Below are 25,012 nucleotides of genomic sequence, written 5' to 3'. Positions count from 1 at the left end.
TAGATAGGTCAGAGGTGGAAGTGTGGTAACACATGTAGCTGACTGATACTAATCGGTCGAGGGCATAACCAAGACGGAGATAGGTAAGAAGATGTAGAGTTTCTTGTATGCAGTTTTGAAGGTACATATCACTAAATATGAATATGGCCCAGTGGCTCAGTTGGTTAGAGCGCCGCCCTGTCACGGCGGAGGTCGAGAGTTCGAGTCTCTTCTGGGTCGTTTTATGGGATCTTAGCTCAGCTGGGAGAGCATCTGCCTTACAAGCAGAGGGTCACAGGTTCGAGCCCTGTAGGTCCCATATGGATGGGTTCCCGAGTGGCCAAAGGGGGCAGACTGTAAATCTGTTGCAAGTTGCTTCGGTGGTTCGAATCCACCTCCATCCATTAGCCGAAAGGCGTTGCGCCGATGTGGCTCAATTGGCAGAGCAGCTGATTTGTAATCAGCAGGTTATCGGTTCGAGTCCGATCATCGGCTTGAGCGTAAGCTCAGTAATTTAATAACGCGGGGTGGAGCAGTCTGGTAGCTCGTCGGGCTCATAACCCGAAGGTCGTAGGTTCAAATCCTGCCCCCGCAATTTTGCCCAGATAGCTCAGTTGGTAGAGCAGAGGACTGAAAATCCTCGTGTCACTGGTTCGATTCCGGTTCTGGGCATTTTATTTTGCTTAAGTTTGTAAATTGAATAAGGGCGTGTAGCTCAGGTGGTAGAGCACTTGACTTTTAATCAAGTTGTCCGGGGTTCGAATCCCCGCACGCTCATGAGGGATGAGAGAGGCGTAGATTACTATATTCGATAGGGTTTACGCCTTTTTTTCATTGCAAATTTAAAGTATGTTATAATAAATTTAATGAGAGTTTATAAGTAAAAAAAATACTAAAGAGGAATAAGGAATGGAAAATAAAACTAAATATATTAAAGGTTTAGATGGATTACGTGCATTAGCTGTAGTTATGGTATTAGCGTATCATTTGAAAATTCCGTTTGCTAAAAGTGGATTATTAGGTGTAACGGTATTCTTCGTATTATCAGGTTTTTTGATAACGAGAATATTAATTACAGAGATTGAGGAAACACATACAATTGATCTGAAGAATTTCTGGGTTAGAAGAATCCGTAGATTAATTCCGGCAGTCTTGTCAATGGCAGTAGTAATTATATTCGTAAGTGCAGTAGTTAACAGAGTCGTTTTTACAAAAGGATGTAAAGATTTTGTTGCTTCTGTTCTAGGATTCAATAACTGGTGGCAGATATTTAATAAGGTATCTTATTTTGAAGCAGCAGGAGCACCGTCTCCATTTACGCATTGTTGGTCACTCGCAATAGAGACACAGTTTTATTTAATTTATCCGATATTACTTCTGCTACTCGCTAGAGTAGTTAGAGGAAGAAAAAAACGAGGCAAAGTATTTGCTATTGTATCAGTTCTATTAGCTGTTGTGTCAATGATTTTGATGGCTGTATTGTATAATCCGAATGGAGATCCTAGCCGAGTCTACTATGGAACAGATACAAGGGCATTTGCACTTCTGATTGGAGCATTAGCTGCTATTCAGCTGGAATATCGTATTATTAAAGTAAGATTACCAAGAAAGATATGGGCATTAATTGGGAGTATATCATTAGTTATTTTGACATGTATGATGATATTTATCAGCTCTTATAGCAGTTTCTTGTATTATGGCGGTCAGGTAATTCTATCTGTGCTTACGGTATTTGTTGTGTATGCAGTTACTGTGAGCAGAGGTATACTGAACAAAATTCTTGGTCATAATGCATTGAAATGGATAGGAGATCGTTCTTATAGTATATACTTGTGGCATTATCCAATTATTATTTTGATCAGCGGCGGTAAGAAGTCTGCCTGGTGGATTATGCTGATTGAGATTGTGCTGAGTGTTGTTTTGGCAGAAATATCTTATCGGTTTATTGAGACACCTATCCGTCATGGAATTATCAGTGAATATATTAATATTATCAATAGTAAGCCGACTAATAAAAGAGAACGTAAAAGACAGATCCAGGTCGCAAGAAGAAGTATGAAAGTAATGTCATTTGCAATAATAGTTGGAGCGGCTTTAATTTTGTGTATGATATTTGTACCAAAGAAGTCGACTCTAGACGCGGTAGCTAAAAGAGAGAAAAAGGCAAATGAAACGAGTGAGTTAACGCAGAAAAAGCTTGAAGAACAAAAGAAAGCATCGAAGGATAAAAATAGAGAAGATTCGAAGAGCGAAATGACAGATGAAGAATTATTGGATAGTTTGAATATTCTGTTAATTGGCGATTCTATTACTTTAGATGTTACGGACTACTTCTACAAAGTACTTCCTAATAGTATCAGTGATACTGAAATCGGACGATCTACGTTAACAGGCTGTGATATATATCAGAATTATATTGATAGTAATGGATGGGATGGAGATGGAGTAATCTTTGCATTAGGTACAAATGGACCAATGTATGATACGCTCGCGACAATGAGAGAAAAAGCAGGCGATAAACCACTTTTTCTGATCACGATACATGCTCCTACCGAAGATTACGAGAGTGAAAATAATCAGGAAATAAGAGATTTTGTAGAAAATAATGATAATACATATTTGATAGACTGGTATACAGCAAGTCTTGATCATCCTGAATATTTTGAACCGGATGATATGCATTTAGTTCCGACAGGAGCAGAAGCATATGCTAATTGTATTAAAGAATCTGTGCTGAGTGCTTTCAGAGGAAGAGAAGAAAGTTCAGATAAGGACGACAGTAAAGATAGTTCAAATAAAAAGAAATCTGACGACAACTCAACAGATGAAAAATCCAGCTCCAGCAAAAATTCTATGAAATCTGAAGATAATGAAGAATAATTAAGAATGATATCGGCAAGAATATAACTGTTATGTAATAGTTACTCTTGCCGATATTTTTTGGAGGATTTTATGAATTTGGAAAAGGATATTGTCCGGGAAATTAAAAAGTTAATTGTATTTACAGCGATAATATTCTTATGTATATGGAAATATGAAGTCGTATTTCAGAGTATTCATTGGATACTTGATGTGATCACGCCATTTCTTATAGGGGGAGCGATTGCATTTATAATAGGCATTCCTGTAAGTTACATAGAGAAAAAATTATTAAAGAAAAGAAAATGGATAGAAAAATCTGCAAGATTCATTAGTATAGTGATTGTGATTACATGTGTGTTGGTTGCTATTAATATATTTTTACTTTTTCTGTTACCGGAACTGGGAAGTGCAATATTGCATTTGGAAGATAGTATGCGGTTTTTCTTGAGTGGAGTGGAGAAGAAGAGCAAAGCTTTTTTTGATGGAAATGAGGAAATATTACGTTATATTGACAAAATGGAATTTGATTGGAATAGACTGACTAAGATTGGAATCGAGATGCTTGGCGATAGAACAGGTCAGATAATTGGATCAGCGGCAGAGGTGATTCATAGAATTGCTCAAGGCATTACAACATTTTTTATTGCATTTGTGTTCGGATGTTATATCTTATGGCAGAGAGAAAGACTGTCTATACAAGGAAAAAAGGTACTGTATGCATTGATTCCAGAAGGAAAAGCAGATGCTGTGATTGAAGTTCTGGAGCTGAGTGGGCATACATTTGCAGGATTCCTTACTGGACAATGTATGGAGGCATTGATACTTGGCTGCATGTTTGGAGTCGCACTGTTAGTATTTCAAATGCCGTATGCGTTATTGATCAGTGCAGTAATAGCAGTCACAGCATTAGTTCCGGTATTTGGTGCATTTGCAGGATGTGCAATAGGGATGATATTGATATTTATTGAGAGTCCGTCAAAAGTGCTTTTGTTTTTAATCATTTTTCTGGTTTTACAGCAGATTGAAGGAAACTTGATTTATCCGAAGGTAGTAGGTAATTCGGTCGGATTACCTTCTATATGGGTACTGGTTGCTGTAACGACTGGAGGACGATTAATGGGTATAATTGGAATGTTAATATTTATTCCGATTGCTTCTGTGAGTTATGCACTTTTTCGGGAGGTGATATATTTATTACTTAAAAAGAGAGATGTAGATGTAGAAAAAATATAAAAGTGTTAAAGTTGCGAAAACGGTATCCTATATGCTATCCTAATATAATAATTGACGGAAAAGAAAGGACAGAGGATGCCATGGAAAAGGATATGAAGAAGCAGATTGCGGAAGCGTCTAGAGAACTGTTATTTGAAGATCAAGTAAAGAAACTGACGGTTAAAGCAATTGTGGATAAATGTAAGATTACCAGACAGGCATTTTATTACCATTTTGAGGATATCCCGGATTTACTTAAATGGATACTGGATCAGGCATCCTCTCAGTTAGAAAAGGAGATATTTGAACAGGAGGATGAAGAAAAAGTATTAAAGAGGTGTTTCCTTATAGCTCTCGAAAGCAAGCCGTATATGGATAAGACCATGCAAACGAATTATGGACAGGAATTAGAAAAAATGCTCCGGGATCATATTTATCATCTGTCTATGAGAATTGTGGAAAAAAAGAACCTGTATCAAGACTGTTCTTATCGGGATCTGAAGCTTGTAGTAAGATATCACTGTGAAGCTATAACCGGAATATTGAGAAACTGGACAGACGAGGATTCAGAGAATCTTGATCATATTGTACATGAAATTAATCTGCTTATGGGAGGTAAAATTATTCCATAATCGTATATTTAATATAAAATAATGAATTGATATTTATCAGAGACCGCCAGAGTGTTTTACACTTTGGCGGTTTTGTCTATACAAGGGAAAAATAGTGGTAATTGAAATGGAAAAGAGAAATTATTAAGATGTGTAATAGAAAGAAGGGGAGAAATGTATGAATGATGTTATCAATCCGGTAAAGCTAAAAGAATTAGAAGATAAAGTAGATCAATTTCATCATTATATGGTTTGCTATAAAAATGCTGATCAGAACGAGTTGAAGGAGCAGTTAGATTCTCTGAATAAAGTTATATTAGAAGAAGATCAACAGTTAAAGCAGAAACTTCATTACAGTAAATCAGAAGTAGCATTTCGTATAGGAATGGCATATGAGGAAGTAGAGAACATTATCAGAGATCTTAAGAAGGACTTGAAGAGAATGTCAGAAGCCAGCTCATTGGATGAATTTGATGCTGAGAAAGCAGCACTTCTGGCAGAATATATGATGGATTTTGCAATGCAGACGTCAGATTATGCGTTACTTTCCGTGATGAAAGCAAATGATGCGCAGTTGCGTTTGGAAGAAAAGGAGGCATAGAATAATATGAAAGAAGTAAAATCACCAAAGAAGCCGTTGATATATTATTATGGAATTGTATTAATAGTCATAGTGTTGTTTAATCTGTTTGTGACACCAATCATACAGAAACATCAGGTGACAGAAGTCGATTATGGCAAATTCATGGCTATGATCGAGGATAAGAGTATCGAAGCGGTAGAGGTAGAAGATTCCCAGATTATATTTACGGACAAGGATACGAAAAAAATATATAAGACGGGTACGATGAACGATCCGGGACTTACCGAAAGGTATACAAATCAGGAGCAAAATTTGAGAAGAATATTGAGCAGACAATGTCACCAATGACTAATTTTCTGGTAACAGGATTATTACCGTTAGTAATATTTATCGCATTGGGACAGTATTTTAGCAGAAAGATTCAAAAACAGATGGGCGGTAAAAATGCTATGGCATTTGGTATGGGTAAAAGTAATGCAAAGATTTATGTACCGTCTACGGAAGGCATTCATTTCAGTGATGTAGCAGGTGAAGATGAGGCGAAGGAAAGTCTGGCTGAGATCGTCGATTATCTGCATGATCCGAAGAAATATTCAGAAGTTGGAGCATCTATGCCAAAAGGAGTTCTCCTTGTAGGTCCTCCGGGAACCGGTAAAACAATGTTAGCAAAAGCTGTTGCCGGTGAAGCGAATGTACCATTTTTTTCTATGTCAGGATCCGAATTTGTAGAGATGTTTGTCGGAATGGGTGCATCTAAAGTGAGAGACTTGTTCAGCCAGGCAAAAGAAAAGGCTCCTTGTATCGTATTTATCGATGAGATTGATGCGATTGGTAAAAAGAGAGATGGACAGATTGGCGGCAATGATGAGAGGGAGCAGACATTGAATCAGCTTCTTACAGAGATGGATGGCTTTGAAGGAAATAACGGAGTCATTATCCTCGCAGCAACGAACCGTCCGGAATCTCTTGACCCGGCACTTACAAGGCCAGGAAGATTTGACCGGAGAGTGCCGGTAGAACTGCCGGATCTGAAGGGAAGAGAAGAAATTCTTAAAGTACATGCCAAGAAAATTAAGATTGCGGAGGATGTGGATTTTCATACAATTGCCAGAATGGCAGCTGGAGCTTCCGGCGCAGAGCTTGCAAATATTGTAAATGAGGCTGCTCTGCGTGCAGTAAGAAATAATCGAAAATTTGTAACAGAAGCAGATCTGGAAGAAAGTATAGAAGTAGTTATTGCTGGATATCAGAAAAAGAATGCGGTACTTTCTACCAAAGAAAAGCTGGTAGTTGCTTATCATGAAATTGGTCATGCATTGGTAGCAGCAAAGCAGACAAATTCTGCTCCGGTGCAGAAGATTACAATTATTCCAAGGACATCCGGTGCACTTGGATATACGATGCAGGTGGAACAGGGCGATAAATATCTGATGACAAAAGAAGAGATTGAGAATAAGATTGCTACATTTACCGGAGGACGTGCAGCTGAAGAAATTATTTTCGGACAGATTACCACAGGAGCATCCAATGATATAGAGCAGGCAACCAAACTTGCCAGGGCGATGATTACGAGATACGGAATGAGTGAAGACTTTGATATGGTTGCTATGGAGACTGTTAACAACCAATATCTGGGCGGAGATGCGTCTCTTGCATGTTCTGCCGATACCCAGAAAGAGATTGACCGGATGGTTGTAGAACTGGTTAAAAAAGAGCATGAAAAGGCAAAGGATATTCTAACAGAGAATCGGAAAAAACTGGATGAACTTGCACAGTTTCTGTATGAAAAAGAGACCATAACCGGTGATGAATTTATGACTATTTTGAATAAAGTTGAAGAGAATAGTTATAATCTGCTTTGACGGACATATATATGAAGCAATGAACAAAACTGGTGATGAGATGCTGAATATATTATGGTCGAGCATGATTATAGCCGGAATATTGTACAGTGTGGTTACCGGAAATGTATCTGATATTTCCAATGCTGCACTTGATTCATCAAAGGAGGCTGTTACTCTATGCATTACGATGCTTGGAGTAATGGCCTTTTGGTGTGGACTGATGCAGATTGCAGAAGACGCCGGACTGGTAGAAAAAATGTCCGGGAAAATGCAACCGGTGATACATTTTCTGTTCCCGCAGTTACCGAAAAATCATCCGGCCAATAAACATATTACGACTAATATTATTGCCAATATACTGGGACTTGGATGGGCAGCTACACCGGCGGGACTTCAGGCAATGGAGGAACTGGCGAAGCTCGAAGAGAGCAGAAGGAGCCTGAAAGGTATTGCAAGTAATGAAATGTGTAACTTCCTGATCTTAAATATTTCATCACTTCAGTTGATACCGGTAAATGTAATTGCATATAGAAGCCAGTATGGAAGTGTGAATCCGGCATCAATTGTAGGGGCGGGGATTATTGCTACCAGTATCAGTACTTTGGCGGGGATTGTTTATTTTAAAATTATGGACAGGAAGCGGTAATATGAGACTTTTTTTATTTTGTTCAGATATGATTATTCCGGTTATTATTCTGGGAATTGTGTGCTATGGAGTGACCCAACATGTGGATGTATATGAAAGCTTTATTAAGGGTGCAAACAGCGGATTTCAGACCGTAATAAAAATCATGCCGACAATGCTGGCTCTGATGATAGCGGTAGGTATTCTGAGGGCGTCAGGACTTCTGGAAACGATAGGTATGTGGATTGGAAGTATGACGGATCATATTGGATTTCCTGGGGAATTAGTACCGCTTACGGTGGTGAAGATGTTCTCATCATCAGCGGCAACAGGTCTGTTACTGGATTTGTATAAAGAGTATGGAACAGATTCAAGAATTGGACTTATTGCATCCATCAGTATGGCGTGTACGGAGACGATATTTTATACGATGAGCGTGTATTTTATGACTGCAAAAGTAAGAAAAAGCAGGTATACACTACCGGGAGCATTGATTGCTACATTTGCCGGAATTGCAGCCAGTGTGGTGCTTGCCGGGATGTTTTAAGAGAAATGAAGAAGAAAAGTTCGCAGACCGCGTCGTAATTTTATCCGGCAGAATGGGTTGCACCAACCGTCTGAAAAGGGTACAATCTGCAGTATAAGAACCTGTATAAAATACGGAAAAATACAGAAAGAGGGTGTCCAAAATGGACAGAATGAAACAACAGATTGCTTTTTTAATGGAGATTGATAAAGTGAAAAATATCTTCCGACAGACGTATCTTGCAGATGGAAAGAGAAAGGAGAATGATGCAGAGCATTCCTGGCATCTGGCAATTGCTGCATTTCTTCTGAAAGAATATGTGGCAGAGGATGTGGATGTGATGAAAGTTATGATCATGGTACTGATCCATGATCTGGTAGAAATCGATGCGGGTGATACGTATGCATACGATGCAGAGGGCGCAAAGACTAAACGTGCGAGAGAAGTGGCAGCAGCGGACCGGATCTTTGGTATGCTTCCGGAAGATCAGGGTGGTTATTTCAGAGAACTGTGGGATGAGTTTGAAGCATATGAAAGTGATGATGCCAAGTTTGCGCATTTGCTTGATAATTTCCAGCCTCTGCTTTTGAATCATGAGAGCAATGGGAAGAGTTGGACAGAGCATCATGTAAAGAAATCTCAGATTTATAAAAGAAACGAAAAAATTAAAGAGACGTCTCCAGAAGTCTGGGAATGGATGAAGCAAATTGTGGAAGAACATATTGCGCTGGGACATGTTATTGATGAATAATATGATGATATAAATTGGAAAGGGTGAGTTAGATGAGAAACCATGAAGTGGTTACAAAGCAGCCGTTACTTAAGGAAGATGGATCGCTTAGAGAGCCTGGCTGGTCAAAAAGTCTGGTGCAGACGTATGACCGTAAACAGATCAAAGCTCCCCGTATGAGGATCAAGGAATGGGATTATTATCTGGTACTAAATGAAGACTTTGCGGGTGCATTTACCTTGTCAGATGACGGATATATTGGTCTGCAGTCCGTGTCTTTGCTGAATTTTAAAGAAGGATGGGAACATACAGAGACGATTCTCAATGCATTTCCAATGGGGAAAATGCAGATGCCTCGGATTCCAGGCAGGGCGACATAGTCTATCGGGACAAGCGTTTGCATATGGAATATACGCTGGAAGAAGGACAGAGACGTATCCGATGTAAATTCGATAATTTTTATCAGGGTAAGACCTTCCGTTGTGATATTACGCTAGTTCAGCCTAAGATGGATACAATGGTAATTGCGACACCATGGAAGGAAAAGAAAACAGCATTTTATTATAATCAGAAGATCAATTGTATGCCGGCAAAAGGTAAGATGGAATATGATGGAAAAATATATCGATTTGATCCGAGTACTGATTTTGGAACTTTGGATTGGGGACGCGGTGTATGGACTTATGATAATCGCTGGTACTGGGGTTCCGGCAATCAGATGATAGATGGAAAGCCATTTGGTTTTAATATCGGGTATGGATTTGGAGACACTACAGCAGCATCGGAAAATATGCTTTTTTATGATGGAAAATGTCACAAACTGGACGATGTAACATTCCATATTCCGGATGGAGATTATATGAAATCGTGGAAGTTTACATCGAGTGATGGTAGATTCGAGATGAATTTTGAACCGGTTCTTGACCGTGCGGCGAGGACAAATGCACTGATTATAGAATCGGATCAGCATCAGGTATTTGGACGCATGAATGGTAAAGCAGTGTTGGATGATGGTACTGTGATCGAAGTCAAAGACATGATGTGTTTTGCAGAAGATGTGCATAATCGTTATTAAATCGATTGCAAATGATGATAAGTATACAGTAAAAAAGAAAAGGGGTACTGATGGGAGAAATACGAAAAAGAATCACATTTCACGGAAGGGTACAGGGCGTAGGGTTCCGCTATACGGCCAGGCTGGCAGCAGGATCTCTTGGTCTTACCGGATGGGCGAAGAATGAGTATGATGGCACAGTTACTATGGAAGTGCAGGGAAGCGAGGGAATGATCAACAAACTGCTTGTGAGGCTAAATACTGATCATTTTATCCGGATTGAATGGATGGACAGTGAGGAGATACCGATTCGGGAAGATGAAAAAGGATTTCAGATCAAATATTAGGAAAAGTATCAGAGATAATACTGATTAAATGATCCAGGGGGAGTGGATAAAGATGGATCAAAAAGAGTTTAGAGAGTTCTATCGAACAATCCAGGATGTGGCAGAGCATCCGGTTGTACTTCGGATGAAGAAGTATCCGCATCATGGCGATACCTCTTGCTATAAGCATTGTATGCGGGTAGCATATTTTAATTATATTATCTGCAAGAAATTGCATCTGGATGCAAAATCGGCGGCAAGAGCCGGGATGCTGCATGATCTGTTCTTATATGACTGGCATACGCATGCCAGAGAGACCGGTGAGCGATTGCATGGATTTACCCATGCTGAGAAGGCATATAAGAATGCAGGAAAGATATTCCGTCTGAACCGTGTGGAGCGAGATGTGATCCGAAATCATATGTGGCCGGTGACACTCAGGAGTGTGCCAAGGACAAGAGAAGGTGGATGATCGTACTGACAGATAAGTACAGTGGCTTGTTAGAAACGTTGGATCGGAGAAAGAAAAATAAGAAAAATTGTATATAAAGGAGAACATGATTCATTTTAGTTTCATCCTATGTTATACTTTGAAAGTTATTGTAGTTTAAAAGTATGAGAAAAAGAGAGGAAACACTTACAAATGAATTCATTGAAACCAATGTTGCTGACTTCGCTGAAAACATATGACCGGGGTCAGTTTGTAAAAGATGTGACGGCGGGAATCATCGTTGCAATCATTGCACTTCCGTTGTCTATTGCGTTGGCACTTGCATCCGGAGTAGGACCGGAGGCCGGAATTTTTACTGCTATCGTAGCGGGATTTGTTATTTCCGTACTTGGCGGAAGCAGTGTGCAGATTGCAGGACCGACGGCTGCATTCGCAACGATTGTTGCAGGTATTGTAGCGAAAGATGGATTAGACGGACTTGTGATATCAACCATTCTGGCAGGTGTTTTTCTGATTCTGATGGGAATCTGTCATTTTGGAAGCTTGATTAAATTTATTCCATATACAATCACGACAGGGTTTACTTCGGGAATTGCTGTTACGATTGTTATTGGTCAGCTGAAAGATTTCTTTGGTGTTGTTTATCCGGATGGCGTAAAGCCGATTGAGACTACCGAGAAGCTGAAAGCATTTGTAGAAAATATCGCAACAATTAATACAGATGCGGTAATTGTAGGAGTAGTAAGTCTGGTCATTCTAATTATTTCACCGATGATATTTAAGAAAATTCCGGGATCGCTTTTAGCGGTTATTGCAGGAATATTAATGGTAAAATGTCTGCCGCTTCAGGTGGCGACAATCGGTAATCTTTATACGATCAGTAATGCACTGCCATCATTCCATCTACCGGCAGTAAACCTGCAGATTGTACAGAATGCGCTGCCAAATGCATTTACGATAGCGGTTCTTGCGGCGATTGAATCGCTTTTGTCCTGTGTAGTAGCGGATGGAATGATTAATGGAAAGCATCGTTCTGATATGGAGCTTGTGGCACAGGGAGCCGGTAATATCGCATCTGCATTATTTGGCGGAATTCCGGCTACGGGAGCAATTGCAAGAACAGCAGCGAATATCAAAAACGGTGGGCGAACACCGATTGCCGGAATGGTACATTCAATTACACTGGTCATTGTACTGGTGGTGCTGATGCCATTTGCGGGAATGATTCCGATGCCGACGATTGCAGCAATTCTTTTTATTGTTGCCTATAATATGTGTCAGTGGCGAACATTTGTCCATCTGATCAAGACAGCTCCGAAGAGTGATATTATCGTATTGATCAGTACATTTGTATTGACTGTGATTTTTGATCTGGTAGTTGCGATTGAGATTGGTATGGTGCTTGCCTGTCTGCTGTTTATCAAACGAATGAGCGAAGAAACGCATGCCGAAAGTTGGACATACGTAGATGATGACACGCAGGATGTGGATGAACAGCTTCGAAAACTTCCGTTACAGATCCGTGTTTATGAGATTACGGGACCATTATTCTTCGGTGCGGCTGATGCAATTGAGCATATTGTGGTAAAAGATTTTACTATTTGTTTGGTACTTCGTATGAGAAGTGTTCCGGCAATTGACAGTACGGCAATGAATGCGTTGCAGGATCTGATCTGCGTATGTGAATCGAAGGGAATTACAGTGGTGTTCTCACATGTAAATGAGCAGCCTATGAAAGTAATGCAGAAAACAGGCTTTGTAGAACTCGTGGGTGAAGAGAATTTCTGCCCGAACATATCGGCGGCACTGAAACGAGCGGAAGAGATTATAGAAAATTAGGATACATTAAAACAGCGAAAACCCGCTAACCACAAGGCTAACGGGTTTCGTTTTTTAAAAAGTTACTAAAGGAATGAGAGTAAAGCATAACACTGTTAAATACTGATTACAGTGTACTACTTTGTGAAGTTAGATAGTTGTCTGTCTTCAACTATCTGACGTTAAGTATAATGAGAAAATGTGACAGAAGTGTGTTCAGTTTGTGAAAGAAATAGAAACTTTCTATTCAAATTGTTCAAATTTTGAAAATGAAAAATCCCTCGCAGTGGCTGGCTGCGAGGGATTTTCGGTTACTATAGTTATCTAAAAGGAATGAGAGTAAAGTGCAACACTGTATGGTCTGGTACAGTGTTCAACTTCTATGAGGGTGATAGTTAACTGTTCTTTAACTATCTGTTTTACAGTATAGAGAAGAAATATGACAGGAGTATGTTATTTCTCTAAAAGAATCGGAAAATTTCTTAAGAAGTTCTTGCGAAAATAAAAAGGTGATTTAATAGATATATCGAAATATCTACCGTAGATAAAATAATAAACAATAACTATTGACATAATTAATTTACAGAAATAAAATAGATACAAGGAGGGAACGGTATGGATATTAAGGAACTGAATGAAAAGAGATTATTAAAGAAGATGTCTTATGAAGATATTGCAGAATTTACCGGTATAAAACAAGAGGATGTGAAGGCAATATTATTGGAACAAACGAAAGAGTATTCCTACGAGGGATTACTGGCAATGGAACAGGCTATTTTATCAGGAGATCGAATGCCGTTTGCTTATAATGCAATTGAACACAGACCTGTGATGATCCGGGAGGAGCCTTATCGATATTATGCAAGAGAATATACGGAGGAAGATTGGAAACGTATATCGGAGCATACCAGAGCGGAACTGATTCATGGTAGATTATATATGATGGGACAGCCTAGTCGCATGCATCAGTGGATTGTTTCAGAACTTATGTATTTGATAAAAGATTATATCAGAAAGCATAAAGGAAAATGTAAGGTATATAGTGCACCTTTTGGTGTGCGGTTATTTCAGGATGATTCTGTAATTGTGGAACCAGATATTTCTATGATATGCAGAGAAGATATTTTGACGGATAAAGGATGTGAAGGCGCACCGGATTGGGTAATAGAGGTTGTATCTGTGAGCAATTCAAGTTATGATTATAACACGAAACTTGAACAGTATCAGAAAGCAGGAGTAAGAGAGTGCTGGATCATAGATCCATTTCGTCGCACTGTATTGATGTGGCTTCGGGATTGCTCGGAGAAAAATGGCTATTATAGTTACGATAAGAAGGTGGAGGCTTGGTGTCTAGATGGATTCCACGTGCGGATGGCTGAGATAGAAGAGACATTTTGATGACAGATTATAGAGACATATGAACCATTCGACTGTATTTTGGCAGGAGGTGGAGAAGTATTATCCGGAGTATAAGAAATGCAGGAAAGCATTACAGATGTATCAGCTGGTAAGAGGAGAAAAGGATAATGAAAGCAATAGTATTTGATGTGGATGACACAATATATGACCAACAGGTGGTATTTGACCAGGCTTGCAGGGATGTATTTGGAGAATTAAAAGGTGTGTCGTTGGTAGATTTATTTAAGGCGAACCGTTATTATAGTGATGAGAGTTTTGACGCCATGGGGCGGGGTGAAATGACAAAAGAAGAAATGTACATTTACCGCATTAAGCGTGCCATGGAGGAGTTTCATTTACCGATTACGGATGAGCAGGCGGTAAGATATCAGGAACGCTATGTATACTATGGTACCCAGATTACGGTATCGGATCAGATGCGGCAGATATTGGAATACTGTGGTGAGCGGATGAAGCTTGGCGTTATTACCAATGGACCGTCGGCGCATCAGTGGAGAAAGATAAAGACGCTGAATCTGGAACGATGGGTGAATCCAGAGTATATATTTGTATCCGGTGATGTGGGCGTCAACAAACCAGAACGCGGAATCTTTGAACATGCAATGAAAAAGATGGGGATGCAGAATCCGGAGGATATTGTATATGTAGGGGATTCTTATGAAAAGGATATTTTGGGAGCAACCGGCGCAGGCTGGAATGCTATCTGGTTAGAGCGGAGAGGACGTGAAGTGCCAGAGGATATTCCAGAACACACGTCGATTGCCAGAAGTGAAGAAGATTTATTTCAATTAATCAGGAAAATGTCATGAATATCAATATCATATCACAATACAAAGGTCTGAGAAGAGAGAATTACATATTATGTTTTGGCCGTTTGGTTACGGCGATGGGCGCGATGGTCCGGCCGATGCTGACGATGATACTGAGTCAGAAGCTTGGTATGAATGCGGTGCAGGTCGCATGGGTAACAGCGCTTATGGGGATTTTATCGATTCCGGCGAATTTGATCGGAGGTAAAATGGCAGACCGTTTCAGTAAGAAAATGAATATCGTCTATCTGGATATTGTATCGGTGGTCTGTTATATTATCTGCGGCTTGATACCGCTTAGCGGTAAATCCATTGTGCTGATGTTTATCGCATCTACCTGTCAGAATATGGAAAATCCTTCATATAATTCGCTGACGGCAGACATTACGCTGACGGAGGATCGAGAGAGAGGATATTCGTTGCAGTATTTGATGGGCAACCTGGGAGGCGTTATGGCTTCGGCAGTTGCAGGATTTATGTTCCGTAATTATCTGTGGCTGGCGTTTCTACTCAGTGGAATATCCATTGGGATTTCATCAGTTTTGATTTTTCTATTTGTGCAGAATATTACACCAGTAAAAGACATTAGCCAGAAGGCGGTCTATCAGGCAGATCGCCATGGAGAGAGTCTGTGGACAATCCTGCGGGAAAACAGGCTGATTCTGTTGTATATCCTGACAGCCAGCGGTTACGGCGCAATGTATCAGATGTATAATTATCTGGTGCCAATGGATCTGGTGCGGTTGCATGGAGATACCGGAGCAGTGATCTATGGAACAGTTACCAGTGTGAACTGCATTATCGTGGTTATATTTACACCGATATTTACCAAGTTATTACATAGATTTTCAGAGCCTGTTAAGACGATGTATGGATATCTGATGATGCTGTTTGGATATGGAATTTTTCTTGTATTTGCCGGTCATATATCGTTTTATTATGTGGCAATGATCGTGATGACGTGGGGCGAGGTATCTAATATGCTGGCAGAGAGTCCGTATCTGACCAGACGTATGCCAGCCAGCCACAGAGGGCGTGTGCATGGTCTGATGGAAGTGACAAGGATTGGTGTAATGAGTGGATATCAGATGTTGATCGGAGTGATCTATAAGAATTCTACGCCGACATTTACCTGGATCATAGTGCTTATGACAGGCGCATTGTTCCTGGGATTAACAGGGATTCTGGCGGTAAAGGATAAGAGAAGATATAAGAATTTGTATCGAGTCTAATTATATAACGTAAAACCCCTTCACAGTGGCTGGCTGTGAAGGGGTTTCTTGTCGTTATAGTTATCTAAAAGGAATGAGAGTAAAGTGTGCACTGTAATCGGTCTACAGTGTTAACTTTATGAGGGAGATAGTTGTTGGTCTTTCAACTATCTGTCTTATATTATATAGATGAAATATGACAGAAATATGTTCTTTATCTAAAAGAAAAAGAAAATTTCTTAAGAAGTTCTTGCGAAAACATAAATAAAACCTTGTTTTGTCATATTTCAATACTGTTTCGGTTCGGAAATCATCTAATTACTGAATCCGGACATACTCTGGTACAGGATCACATTCCAGGTACAGTCATTCTGATCATTATCGGACATGTGTTTAGTCTATCCCAAAAATGTGATGAGAATGTGATTGATGTTTGACCATTTTCTGAATGATGTATAGAATAGATAATATGAATATTGCAGAAAAATTTATCAACACACATGAATTGACAAAGGAAGAATATGTAGAATTGATCCGGCTGGCAGAGTCAGATGTGCAGGTTCGAGAGCAGCTAAAGGAGGAAGCAGTTCGGCTTCAAAAAAAATATTATGGCACAGATGTTTATACCCGTGGATTGATTGAATTTACCAATTATTGCAGGAATAACTGCTTTTATTGCGGAATTAGAAATGGTAACAGAAATGCACAGCGCTATCGCTTGACGAAAGAGGAGATACTTGACTGCTGTGCCAATGGCTATGAACTTGGCTTTCGGACATTTGTGCTGCAGGGTGGTGAGGATCCGTATTATACAGATGAAAAACTGGCGGAGATTGTCCGGGAGATACGGGTGTTGTATCCGGAGTGTGCGATCACATTGTCTGTAGGAGAACATTCGAAAGAAACATACCGATTATGGAAAGAAGCGGGAGCGGACAGATACCTGCTTCGACATGAGACAGCGAGTGATGAACTGTATCAGAAGCTTCATCCGGCAGAAATGAAATTATCGGAACGCAAACAATGTCTTTATGATCTGAAAGAACTTGGATATCAGGTGGGTGCTGGATTCATGGTAGGTGCACCGGGGCAACAGATTTCAGATCTGGCAGAGGATCTGGTTTTTTTAAAAGAACTGGAGCCTCATATGGTAGGGATCGGACCATTTATTCCGCATCACGACACCAGATATGCAGAAGAAAAAGCCGGAAGTGTAGAGCGGACGTTACTATTATTATCCATTATCCGGATATTGCTTCCGGGAGTATTGCTTCCTGCGACAACGGCACTGGGAACAATGGATCCGCTGGGACGTGAAAAAGGATTGCAGGCGGGAGCAAATGTTGTAATGCCGAATCTGTCTCCGGTGAAGAACCGAAAGCAGTATGAACTGTATGACAATAAGATCTGTACGGGTGAAGAGGCTGCGGAATGTAGAGGATGTCTGTCCAGAAGAGTAGCAAGTGTCGGTTATCAGCTGGTCAGCGACCGCGGAGATTCACGGATGTAATGCGTGGAGATATTGGATAGAGTAAAGAAGAAGTATAGTTCCAATATACGGTAAGATATGTTATATTAAAAATGTCGGGGGAGTGGCGGCAGGTCCACCCTCCCCTTGATGTCCCAAGGCTGAGCGATCAGCCTTATTCTGATTGCGGATAAGTTAGTCCAAGAATCTTCATTAAATTCTGATAAGCTTCTAGTTCAGATTTACCTTCGGTATATTGTTGATTTAAAAATCTTTGCATTTCAAGTACTGTCATTTCTTCCATAATAACTCCTTCTTCGCCTGCCTCGAACATTAGCCTTTATGTAAGCTAATTATATCCTGTGATGTTGAGGTGAAAGCCCCGATTATGATGCCTGCAGATTGTTTCGTGCTCTGCACTCCCACAATCCTCCCAATCATTCGCATATCGTGGGATTACCATCCCACTTTTATGCTCATATTGTGGCGGGGCTCAAGGTCTTTCATCCACTTATGAGCAAGCTCATGTGGATTTAGACTTTTTGCCCCTGGCATCATTATATAGTGCAACAATAAAGTATCATATATAGTTAATATAACACACATTACGAAAACTTACCATGAAAAGAAAAAATATATTTTAATTATCAAATATATTTTTCTGAGGAGATAAAATGGCATCGGACCAGCATCTAATACCGCTTTATGGAAGCGAATCTGTGAGAAATCATCTCCCCATTTTTTCATTGCTTCTTTTTTCAGTTCCATAAATTCAACGTAGCCAATATAATACTTGAGATAGTTTGCCGGATCTGCGGTGATCAGGTCGTAGATCTTTGAGATGGTCGCCGCATCCTGAATACTGTAATCACGGAAGAATGAGATGGTATCTTTGAGATTCCAACCGTCGTAATGAATGCCGATATCTGCAAGAGCATAGAGACCGAGCAGAACGGAAGCATTGTGCTGGCGCAGGGATGCTTCGTCTTTTGGCAAACCGGAAAAGTAATAACTTATCATTTCTGTGTAAGTTGCCCAACCTTCGGTATAGCCGCCACAGTCTAAGAGACTGCGTATCGGTTCGGGATCTGTGGATGCATAATAGACATGCTGATACAGATGACCGGGAAATCCTTCGTGTGCCAGTGTCGTAAATAGAGTCAGATCGTCCGGCAGATGGAGCGAGTTGATGTAAATGGTCTGCCCTTCGGTGTTATCGATAGCGGGAACCATGTAGAATGCAGGACTCACATATTCAGCCACGTCAGCTTGAACGTATTTTACCTGCGTATTCACAGCTTCGATGGATGGGAAGAATCGTTCGGTTTTCTGTTGGAGATCGTTTAGGATGGCAGCAGGGTTTGAGTCCTGTAAGGTGAATGCATCTAATGTGGTATCGCTTAAATTGGATGAATCTGTTCTGGAAGCGTATTCAGGCGAAGTGAGAACGGTCTGCATGGCGATGAGATCCGATTGGATCTGTGTCATGGTCAGTTCTTTCAATTCATCTATGGAACGATCAGAGCCGGTTTCACATTTGACCAGATGCTGGTAATAATTTTTACCGTCCGGAAGGCGGCATAGCCCACCGGAACTGCCACTTTTGGATTTTAATGTTTCCAATGCAGTAATCAGATTCTGATAAGCGGGAAATACATATTCTTTGAGTGCGGATTCATTTTGTGCAATATAAGCTTTTTTTGTATCAGCAGAACAGCCAGAGAGATTATTGATGCGATCTTCAAAGGAAGAGTAAAGATAATTACTGCTTCCCATATTAAGAAAGGTATTACATTCTTTGATCACGGAATCGGCTGTGGAGGATGCCATGAACAGACCTGCATCCGCTTTGGACGTTTCAAAACCGGTTAGAGAATCGAAGTGTTCAGGGAGTGTTTTCAGCAGGGCAAGATATGTATCCACATCTGTGGTATCAGCAAATTGATATTCAGATAATAAAATAGGAAGCTGTGTCTGAATCCCTGTAAGAGGGCTGATGGGTTCTTCGTATAACAGATATGGAATTCCGGACAGAGTGTTGGAGAAGGAATCCTCTAAAAGTTTCCAGATGGTCTGATTGGAAGGAGAGAGTTCGGCATAAGGGATGTCTTTCAGTTGGGCAAGATTATTTTCGGCAGCAGTACTGATATTAGAGGAAGAAACGGAATAATTTCCGAAAGAAATGATGGGATTGCTTATTCCGTAGTTGTCTGGGTTCTGCAGTGTATAGTGAAGGGTAATGCTGTTGCTGTTTACCTCTTCCTGAAAGAGAGCATCGGTAAAGTCGTCGAATGTTGTATCCGCATCGGCATATATCCGGCAGCTTAACAGACAGCACACAGTCAATGCAGAGACAGCCAGAATCAGAAGAGCAATGAGAGAACGTTTTTTAGACATAAAGAGTATCCTGATCGTTTTTGTCTATAGATATGCAGGAGACAGCAGGTCTCATGCATATGGAGAAAATACAGAAATTCAGCGGTTTATGCGGATGAGCAATAAATTTGCTTTAAATCTAAATTGCATCAATTATAGATTACTGCTATAATTGAAAAAGAGTGCGCTCGGTATTTGGGTGTATGATAAATACAAATGATAGAAAAGGAATGAATGGGGTAGAAAATATGGAATTATTTGTAAAAGTAATGAATACCGTGAATGACATTGTATGGCATCCGGTTATGTGTGTATTCCTGATGATCGCTGCGGTATGGTTTACCGTCCGGTTGAAGGGAATGCAGGTTCGCAGAGTAAAGGATATGGCAAAATGTCTGCTCGAGAAAGGTGATAATAAACAAGATAAAGCACTGTCACCATTCCAGGCATTTGCAACAACTGTAGGAGGACGTATCGGAACCGGTAATATTGCGGGTACAGCAACTGCTATTTTTATGGGGGGTCCGGGAGCCGTTTTCTGGATGTGGATCACAGCGATTCTTGGTGCATCTACTGGTATGGTAGAGTGTATCCTTGGTCAGGCATACAAGACGAGAAACTTAGGAGAGCTGACCGGAGGACCGGCGTTCTATATGTCTAAGGGAATTAAGAATAAGACACTTGGTAAGATTCTTGCCGTGTTATTCTGTATCGCTGTATTTATCGGACCTGGCTTCCTGCTTCCGGCTATGCAGACACAGACAGCAGCCACTGCCGTAAAGGGAGCATTTGGAATTCCATTTGTAGTAGTAGGAATCGGAATGGTAATTATCGTTGGTGTCGTAACTATGGGTGGTATCAAGCGAATCGGACAGGTAGCAGAGTTCCTTGCACCGATCATGTGCGGCATTTATCTGTTAGTTATGATCATTATTATGATCGTGAATGCGGAAAGAATTCCATCCGTATTTAGTTCTATTTTTGCAAGTGCATTTGGTAAAGATGCGGTATTTGGCGGAATCGTAGGATCAGCGCTGTCATGGGGAATTAAGAGAGGATTCTTCTCTAACGATGCCGGTAATGGTATGAGTCCGCTGATCTCTGCGACGACAGATACATCCCATCCTGTAAAACAGGGATTGGTTCAGGGATTTTCCGTATATGTAGATACACTTCTGGTATGTACCTGTACAGGATTGTCGGTACTTCTTGCGGGTACTTATAATGTAGCTGCGGATGGTGTCGGTGATGTGCTGTTAGTAGAGCATGCGAAAGGTATTCAGTATGGTATCGCGTTCATGCAGGAAGCGATGGCAACGACGATCGGACAGGCAGGAGCTATGCTGCTTGCGGTAATCTTGTTTATCTTTATTTTCACAACAATGCTGTCATATTCTTATCAGTTAGAGTCAACATGTAAGTACTTATTTGGTGAAAATAAATGGGTTGTTACATTTGTACGTATTCTGTTCCTGATATTCTGTATGTTTGGCATTCTGATTGATGGAGATACGATCTGGCCGATGGGTGATATCGGTGTAGGATGTATGCTGTGGGTAAATACATTCAGTATCCTGCTTCTGACGCCGGTACTGATGCGTATCGTGAAGGATTACGAGAAGCAGAGAGCACAGGGATTGAATCCACTGTTTGACCCGGCAACGGTTGGCATTGAGGATGAAGCCGGTGTATGGAATCAGTATGTAGAAGAAAAGAAGAAGCGTGGAGATTATGAGAATCCGGCGCTTGGATATGAGAAGAAAAACTAGAATGTGCCTTTTGGCACTTCCGATGATTGTGCAATAAGCTGTCATGCAGAAATCGCGCGTCTTGACTTTCAGAAACATATGTGTTACGATTTTTGTCAGATTAGACAAACGCAATGACGAAGAGAGTATGCAGAAGGAAGTTCTACAGAGAAGTCCCATAAGGCTGAGAGGGATGGATGGAAGACTGCGGAAGATGGCTTCTGAGTGGTGTAGATGAACTGGAATAGCATCTGTTGGAGAGATGATGCCAGATAATACAGTAAATCTGCAATGGGTGCGCCCGTTACAGCGTCATGGTGTGATGCACCAGTTGAGACTCCTGCTGTGAGGCTGTGAGTGAAGAGAAGTGGTAACACGATAGATATCGTCTTCTTTGATCTGAAAGGATCAGAGAAGGCGTTTTTCTTTTGTAACATTACGTTTGTTCAAACATTTTAAAATGGGTTAGGAGAGAGAATTATGTGTGAAAAATGTAGTAAACCAAAGTTTTATATGACTACAGCGATTGCGTATACTTCAGGAAAGCCGCATATCGGTAATACTTACGAGATCGTGCTGGCTGATGCAATTGCACGATATAAGAGAAAACAGGGATATGATGTGTTTTTCCAGACAGGTACTGACGAACATGGTCAGAAGATTGAACTGAAGGCAGAAGAAGCTGGTGTAACACCTAAGGAATTTGTAGATGACGTGTCTGGTCAGATTAAAGAAATCTGGGATCTGATGAATACATCTTATGACAAATTTATCCGTACGACAGATCCGGATCATGAGAAACAGGTACAGAAGATCTTTAAGAAACTGTATGATCAGGGAGACATTTACAAAGGATCTTATGAAGGTATGTATTGTACTCCATGTGAGTCTTTCTGGACAGAGTCTCAGTTAGTAGACGGTAAATGCCCGGACTGCGGACGTGAGGTTCAGCCTGCACAGGAAGAGGCATATTTCTTCAAAATGAGTAAGTATGCAGATCGTCTGATCGAGCATATCAATACACATCCGGAATTTATTCAGCCGGTATCCAGAAAGAATGAGATGATGAACAACTTCCTGCTTCCGGGACTGCAGGATCTGTGTGTATCCAGAACCTCCTTTAAATGGGGAATCCCGGTAGACTTTGATGACAAGCATGTCGTATACGTATGGCTGGATGCGCTGACCAACTACATTACCGGAATTGGATATGATGCAGATGGCAACAGCAGTGAAATGTATAAGAAGAACTGGCCGGCAGACCTGCATCTGATCGGTAAAGATATTATCCGTTTCCATACCATTTACTGGCCAATCTTCCTGATGGCACTGGGTGAGCCATTACCGAAACAGGTATTTGGACATCCATGGCTGCTGCAGGGTGATGGCAAGATGAGTAAATCGAAAGGAAATGTGCTGTATGCAGATGAACTGGTAGATTTCTTTGGAGTAGATGCGGTACGTTACTTCGTATTGCATGAGATGCCGTTCGAAAATGATGGTGTGATTTCATGGGAGCTGATGGTAGAGCGTCTGAATTCAGACCTTGCCAATACACTGGGTAACCTGGTAAATCGTACCATTTCCATGACGAACAAATACTTTGGCGGAAGTGTAACAGATAAGGGTGTGGTTGAAGCTGTAGATGCCGATCTGAAGGCTGTTGTAGAGAATACACCGAAGGTTGTTGAGTCTAAGATGAATGATCTGCGTGTGGCAGATGCGATTACAGAGATCTTTGCACTGTTCAAACGATGCAACAAATATATTGATGAGACGATGCCATGGGCACTGGCAAAAGATGAGGCTGCAAAGGATCGTCTGGAGACAGTACTGTACAACCTGATTGAGAGCATTAAGGCCGGCGCAAGAGAGCTGGAGCCATATATGCCTGAGACATCAGAGAAGATCCTGGCACAGCTTGGCGACGGTAAAGTAACCGAGAAGCCTGAGATTCTGTTCCAGAGACTGGATCTTGAAGAGGTTATGAAGAAAGTCGAAGAGCTTCATCCGCCGGTACAGGAAAAGCCGGAGCAGAAGGAAGAGGAAGATGTGATCGATATCGAAGCAAAACCGGAGATCACATTTGACGACTTTGGAAAAATGCAGTTCCAGGTAGGCGAGATCATTGCCTGCGAGGAAGTGAAGAAGTCTAAGAAGCTGCTGTGTTCACAGGTGAAGATTGGAAGCCAGGTAAAACAGATCGTATCTGGTATTAAGAAACAGTACAGTGCAGAAGAGATGGTAGGTAAGAAGGTTATGGTTCTTGTGAACCTGAAGCCAGCGAAGCTTGCCGGAGTACTGTCTGAGGGTATGCTGCTGTGTGCGGAGGACGCAGACGGTAACCTGTCATTGATGACACCTGAGAAAAATATGCCTGCAGGAGCAGAAATCTGCTAATATAAAAAACTGTTGACAGGAACAGAAAACTGCTGGAGTGAGCGGTAGATTTCTGGCTGGAGGAAATATGATATTTGACACGCATGCGCATTATGACAGTGAACAGTTTGATGAAGACCGCGAGACCCTGCTTGCTTCTATGAAAGAAGCAGGCGTGGGTACAATCGTCAATGTGGCAGCATCCTATGAATCCTGCTTCGAAGTGCCGAAACTGGCGGAGAAGTATCCATTTATGTATGCGGCAGTCGGCGTGCATCCGGATGAAGTGGGCGACCTGAATGAAGAAACATTTGCCCGTATGAAAGAACAGTTCAAGTTGGATAAGGTAGTGGCTGTCGGTGAAATTGGTCTGGATTACTACTGGGACAATGAGCCACACGAGATACAGAAGAAATGGTTCATCCGTCAGCTTGATCTGGCAAGGGAACTGGATCTTCCGGTGATGATCCACAGCCGTTCGGCGGCAGCAGATACCATGGAGATTATGAAAGAACATGGCCAGAGACTGCGGGGGATTATCCACTGTTATTCGTATTCGCTGGAAATGGCAAAAGAGTATGTGAAAATGGGCTATCACATCGGCATCGGTGGTGTGGTGACATTCAAGAATGGCAAGAAGCTGAAAGAAGTTGCTGAGGCGATTCCGCTGGAATCCATTGTGCTGGAAACGGACTGTCCGTATATGGCTCCGGAACCATTCCGCGGTAAGCGGAACAACTCTTCTTACATTCGATATGTGGCAGAGGAGATCAGCAGACTGAAAGGGATTACGGCAGAAGAAGTGATCCGTCAGACGGAAGAGAATGCGAAAAAGCTGTTATTAAATGAATAAGAATGTAGATAAAGAAAGGGAGATATTACATGAGTGGTATCTCCCTTTTGTGTAATCTTTTATATGTTACATTGTGAAAACATGAATCCAAAATTGAAATAACTATTTACATATGTTATACTTTAAGT

General features: G+C 41.0%; 19 protein-coding genes, 7 tRNA genes and 3 pseudogenes. 27 read left to right on the top strand and 2 right to left on the bottom strand.

The features are described 5' to 3' along the window. Positions 1–145 precede the first annotated feature (145 nt). The 24 genes and pseudogenes from DXA18_RS13195 to hydE all read left to right on the top strand — a co-directional run bounded on the left by DXA18_RS13195 (position 146) and on the right by hydE (position 17,570). Positions 146–219: transfer RNA gene (locus tag DXA18_RS13195), tRNA-Asp, on the top strand. Between the two features lie 6 nt (positions 220–225). Continuing rightward, a tRNA-Val gene (locus tag DXA18_RS13190) sits at positions 226–298 on the top strand. A gap of 3 nt (positions 299–301) precedes the next feature. Next, positions 302–383: transfer RNA gene (locus DXA18_RS13185), tRNA-Tyr, on the top strand. 18 nt (positions 384–401) lie between these two features. Further along, positions 402–474, top strand: a tRNA-Thr gene (locus DXA18_RS13180). Positions 475–500: 26 nt separating this feature from the next. Next, a tRNA-Met gene (locus DXA18_RS13175) sits at positions 501–574 on the top strand. Positions 575–578: 4 nt separating this feature from the next. Then, a tRNA-Phe gene (locus tag DXA18_RS13170) sits at positions 579–651 on the top strand. 32 nt (positions 652–683) lie between these two features. Continuing rightward, a tRNA-Lys gene (locus DXA18_RS13165) sits at positions 684–756 on the top strand. Between the two features lie 132 nt (positions 757–888). Beyond that, positions 889–2,859, top strand: coding sequence for an acyltransferase family protein (locus DXA18_RS13160; protein ID WP_118384279.1), 1,971 nt, complete (start codon positions 889–891; stop codon positions 2,857–2,859). Between the two features lie 72 nt (positions 2,860–2,931). Further along, on the top strand, positions 2,932–4,074 hold the full coding sequence (locus DXA18_RS13155) for an AI-2E family transporter (RefSeq protein ID WP_118384278.1): 1,143 nt from the start codon (positions 2,932–2,934) through the stop codon (positions 4,072–4,074). Between the two features lie 80 nt (positions 4,075–4,154). Further along, entirely contained in the window at positions 4,155–4,685 is a 531-nt protein-coding gene (locus DXA18_RS13150; protein ID WP_118384277.1) for a TetR/AcrR family transcriptional regulator, read from the top strand. A 157-nt stretch (positions 4,686–4,842) separates the two neighbouring features. Beyond that, positions 4,843–5,265, top strand: a complete 423-nt coding sequence (locus DXA18_RS13145) for a hypothetical protein (RefSeq protein WP_118384276.1) — start codon at positions 4,843–4,845, stop codon at positions 5,263–5,265. A 6-nt stretch (positions 5,266–5,271) separates the two neighbouring features. Continuing rightward, a pseudogene (gene ftsH / locus DXA18_RS13140) lies at positions 5,272–7,109 on the top strand (ATP-dependent zinc metalloprotease FtsH). Positions 7,110–7,149: 40 nt separating this feature from the next. Next, positions 7,150–7,737 carry a nucleoside recognition domain-containing protein gene (locus tag DXA18_RS13135; RefSeq protein WP_118384281.1) on the top strand — a complete coding sequence of 196 codons (588 nt, stop codon included), beginning with the start codon at positions 7,150–7,152 and terminating at the stop codon, positions 7,735–7,737. A 1-nt stretch (position 7,738) separates the two neighbouring features. Then, positions 7,739–8,263, top strand: coding sequence for a spore maturation protein (locus DXA18_RS13130; RefSeq protein WP_118384275.1), 525 nt, complete (start codon positions 7,739–7,741; stop codon positions 8,261–8,263). Positions 8,264–8,405: 142 nt separating this feature from the next. Then, positions 8,406–8,993: an HD domain-containing protein gene (locus DXA18_RS13125; RefSeq protein ID WP_118384274.1), complete on the top strand. Its 588-nt coding sequence runs from the start codon at positions 8,406–8,408 to the stop codon at positions 8,991–8,993. Positions 8,994–9,025: 32 nt separating this feature from the next. Next, positions 9,026–10,047: pseudogene (locus DXA18_RS13115) on the top strand (DUF2804 domain-containing protein). 50 nt (positions 10,048–10,097) lie between these two features. After that, positions 10,098–10,373: an acylphosphatase gene (locus DXA18_RS13110; protein WP_118384271.1), complete on the top strand. Its 276-nt coding sequence runs from the start codon at positions 10,098–10,100 to the stop codon at positions 10,371–10,373. A 52-nt stretch (positions 10,374–10,425) separates the two neighbouring features. Next, positions 10,426–10,901, top strand: a pseudogene (locus DXA18_RS13105) (HD domain-containing protein). A gap of 94 nt (positions 10,902–10,995) precedes the next feature. Continuing rightward, entirely contained in the window at positions 10,996–12,642 is a 1,647-nt protein-coding gene (locus tag DXA18_RS13100; protein ID WP_118384270.1) for a SulP family inorganic anion transporter, read from the top strand. 594 nt (positions 12,643–13,236) lie between these two features. Then, positions 13,237–14,019: a Uma2 family endonuclease gene (locus DXA18_RS13095; RefSeq protein ID WP_118384269.1), complete on the top strand. Its 783-nt coding sequence runs from the start codon at positions 13,237–13,239 to the stop codon at positions 14,017–14,019. A gap of 19 nt (positions 14,020–14,038) precedes the next feature. Then, positions 14,039–14,167 (top strand): YgjP-like metallopeptidase domain-containing protein, encoded by a 129-nt coding sequence (locus DXA18_RS17505; RefSeq protein WP_118384268.1) that lies wholly within the window; start codon positions 14,039–14,041, stop codon positions 14,165–14,167. Then, positions 14,148–14,849 (top strand): HAD family hydrolase, encoded by a 702-nt coding sequence (locus DXA18_RS13085; RefSeq protein ID WP_118384267.1) that lies wholly within the window; start codon positions 14,148–14,150, stop codon positions 14,847–14,849. Before DXA18_RS17505 ends, DXA18_RS13085 begins: the two co-directional genes overlap by 20 nt. Further along, positions 14,846–16,081 (top strand): MFS transporter, encoded by a 1,236-nt coding sequence (locus DXA18_RS13080; RefSeq protein ID WP_118384266.1) that lies wholly within the window; start codon positions 14,846–14,848, stop codon positions 16,079–16,081. The genes DXA18_RS13085 and DXA18_RS13080 overlap by 4 nt, the downstream gene beginning before the upstream one ends. Positions 16,082–16,529: 448 nt before the next feature. Beyond that, positions 16,530–17,570, top strand: coding sequence for a [FeFe] hydrogenase H-cluster radical SAM maturase HydE (hydE, locus tag DXA18_RS13075; RefSeq protein WP_118384280.1), 1,041 nt, complete (start codon positions 16,530–16,532; stop codon positions 17,568–17,570). A 133-nt stretch (positions 17,571–17,703) separates the two neighbouring features. Here the strand turns inward: hydE and DXA18_RS16375 are convergent, their stop codons facing one another. Both DXA18_RS16375 and DXA18_RS13070 read right to left on the bottom strand, forming a co-directional pair. Then, on the bottom strand, positions 17,704–17,832 hold the full coding sequence (locus DXA18_RS16375; RefSeq protein WP_278337076.1) for a hypothetical protein: 129 nt from the start codon (positions 17,830–17,832) through the stop codon (positions 17,704–17,706). A gap of 311 nt (positions 17,833–18,143) precedes the next feature. Then, positions 18,144–19,925: a DUF885 domain-containing protein gene (locus tag DXA18_RS13070; protein WP_118384265.1), complete on the bottom strand. Its 1,782-nt coding sequence runs from the start codon at positions 19,923–19,925 to the stop codon at positions 18,144–18,146. A 227-nt stretch (positions 19,926–20,152) separates the two neighbouring features. On the opposite strand from DXA18_RS13070, the gene DXA18_RS13065 reads away from it, so the two are divergent. From DXA18_RS13065 to DXA18_RS13055, 3 genes are all read left to right on the top strand, one after another. Continuing rightward, positions 20,153–21,673: an alanine/glycine:cation symporter family protein gene (locus DXA18_RS13065; RefSeq protein WP_158567142.1), complete on the top strand. Its 1,521-nt coding sequence runs from the start codon at positions 20,153–20,155 to the stop codon at positions 21,671–21,673. A gap of 459 nt (positions 21,674–22,132) precedes the next feature. Next, positions 22,133–24,052 carry a methionine--tRNA ligase gene (gene metG, locus DXA18_RS13060; RefSeq protein WP_118384263.1) on the top strand — a complete coding sequence of 640 codons (1,920 nt, stop codon included), beginning with the start codon at positions 22,133–22,135 and terminating at the stop codon, positions 24,050–24,052. A gap of 67 nt (positions 24,053–24,119) precedes the next feature. Beyond that, on the top strand, positions 24,120–24,884 hold the full coding sequence (locus tag DXA18_RS13055) for a TatD family hydrolase (RefSeq protein ID WP_118384262.1): 765 nt from the start codon (positions 24,120–24,122) through the stop codon (positions 24,882–24,884). Positions 24,885–25,012 lie beyond the last annotated feature (128 nt).

Origin of the sequence: Dorea sp. AM58-8 (assembly GCF_003464045.1) — a bacterium.
In the GTDB taxonomy this organism is placed as follows: Bacteria; Bacillota; Clostridia; order Lachnospirales; family Lachnospiraceae; genus Claveliimonas; species Claveliimonas ammoniilytica.
Note: the sequence above shows the minus strand (reverse complement) of the source record. Positions and strands in the feature narration are given on the sequence as shown.

Excerpts from the sequence above, each read along its gene's own strand:
- DXA18_RS13160 (WP_118384279.1), top strand. The coding sequence starts at position 889 with ATGGAAAATAAAACTAAATATATTAAAGGTTTAGATGGATTACGTGCA.
- DXA18_RS13155 (WP_118384278.1), top strand. The coding sequence starts at position 2,932 with ATGAATTTGGAAAAGGATATTGTCCGGGAAATTAAAAAGTTAATTGTA.
- DXA18_RS13150 (WP_118384277.1), top strand. The coding sequence starts at position 4,155 with ATGGAAAAGGATATGAAGAAGCAGATTGCGGAAGCGTCTAGAGAACTG.
- DXA18_RS13145 (WP_118384276.1), top strand. The coding sequence starts at position 4,843 with ATGAATGATGTTATCAATCCGGTAAAGCTAAAAGAATTAGAAGATAAA.
- DXA18_RS13135 (WP_118384281.1), top strand. The coding sequence starts at position 7,150 with ATGCTGAATATATTATGGTCGAGCATGATTATAGCCGGAATATTGTAC.
- DXA18_RS13130 (WP_118384275.1), top strand. The coding sequence starts at position 7,739 with ATGAGACTTTTTTTATTTTGTTCAGATATGATTATTCCGGTTATTATT.
- DXA18_RS13125 (WP_118384274.1), top strand. The coding sequence starts at position 8,406 with ATGGACAGAATGAAACAACAGATTGCTTTTTTAATGGAGATTGATAAA.
- DXA18_RS13110 (WP_118384271.1), top strand. The coding sequence starts at position 10,098 with ATGGGAGAAATACGAAAAAGAATCACATTTCACGGAAGGGTACAGGGC.
- DXA18_RS13100 (WP_118384270.1), top strand. The coding sequence starts at position 10,996 with ATGAATTCATTGAAACCAATGTTGCTGACTTCGCTGAAAACATATGAC.
- DXA18_RS13095 (WP_118384269.1), top strand. The coding sequence starts at position 13,237 with ATGGATATTAAGGAACTGAATGAAAAGAGATTATTAAAGAAGATGTCT.
- DXA18_RS17505 (WP_118384268.1), top strand. The coding sequence starts at position 14,039 with ATGAACCATTCGACTGTATTTTGGCAGGAGGTGGAGAAGTATTATCCG.
- DXA18_RS13085 (WP_118384267.1), top strand. The coding sequence starts at position 14,148 with ATGAAAGCAATAGTATTTGATGTGGATGACACAATATATGACCAACAG.
- DXA18_RS13080 (WP_118384266.1), top strand. The coding sequence starts at position 14,846 with ATGAATATCAATATCATATCACAATACAAAGGTCTGAGAAGAGAGAAT.
- hydE (WP_118384280.1), top strand. The coding sequence starts at position 16,530 with ATGAATATTGCAGAAAAATTTATCAACACACATGAATTGACAAAGGAA.
- DXA18_RS16375 (WP_278337076.1), bottom strand. The coding sequence starts at position 17,832 with ATGGAAGAAATGACAGTACTTGAAATGCAAAGATTTTTAAATCAACAA.
- DXA18_RS13070 (WP_118384265.1), bottom strand. The coding sequence starts at position 19,925 with ATGTCTAAAAAACGTTCTCTCATTGCTCTTCTGATTCTGGCTGTCTCT.
- DXA18_RS13065 (WP_158567142.1), top strand. The coding sequence starts at position 20,153 with ATGGAATTATTTGTAAAAGTAATGAATACCGTGAATGACATTGTATGG.
- metG (WP_118384263.1), top strand. The coding sequence starts at position 22,133 with ATGTGTGAAAAATGTAGTAAACCAAAGTTTTATATGACTACAGCGATT.
- DXA18_RS13055 (WP_118384262.1), top strand. The coding sequence starts at position 24,120 with ATGATATTTGACACGCATGCGCATTATGACAGTGAACAGTTTGATGAA.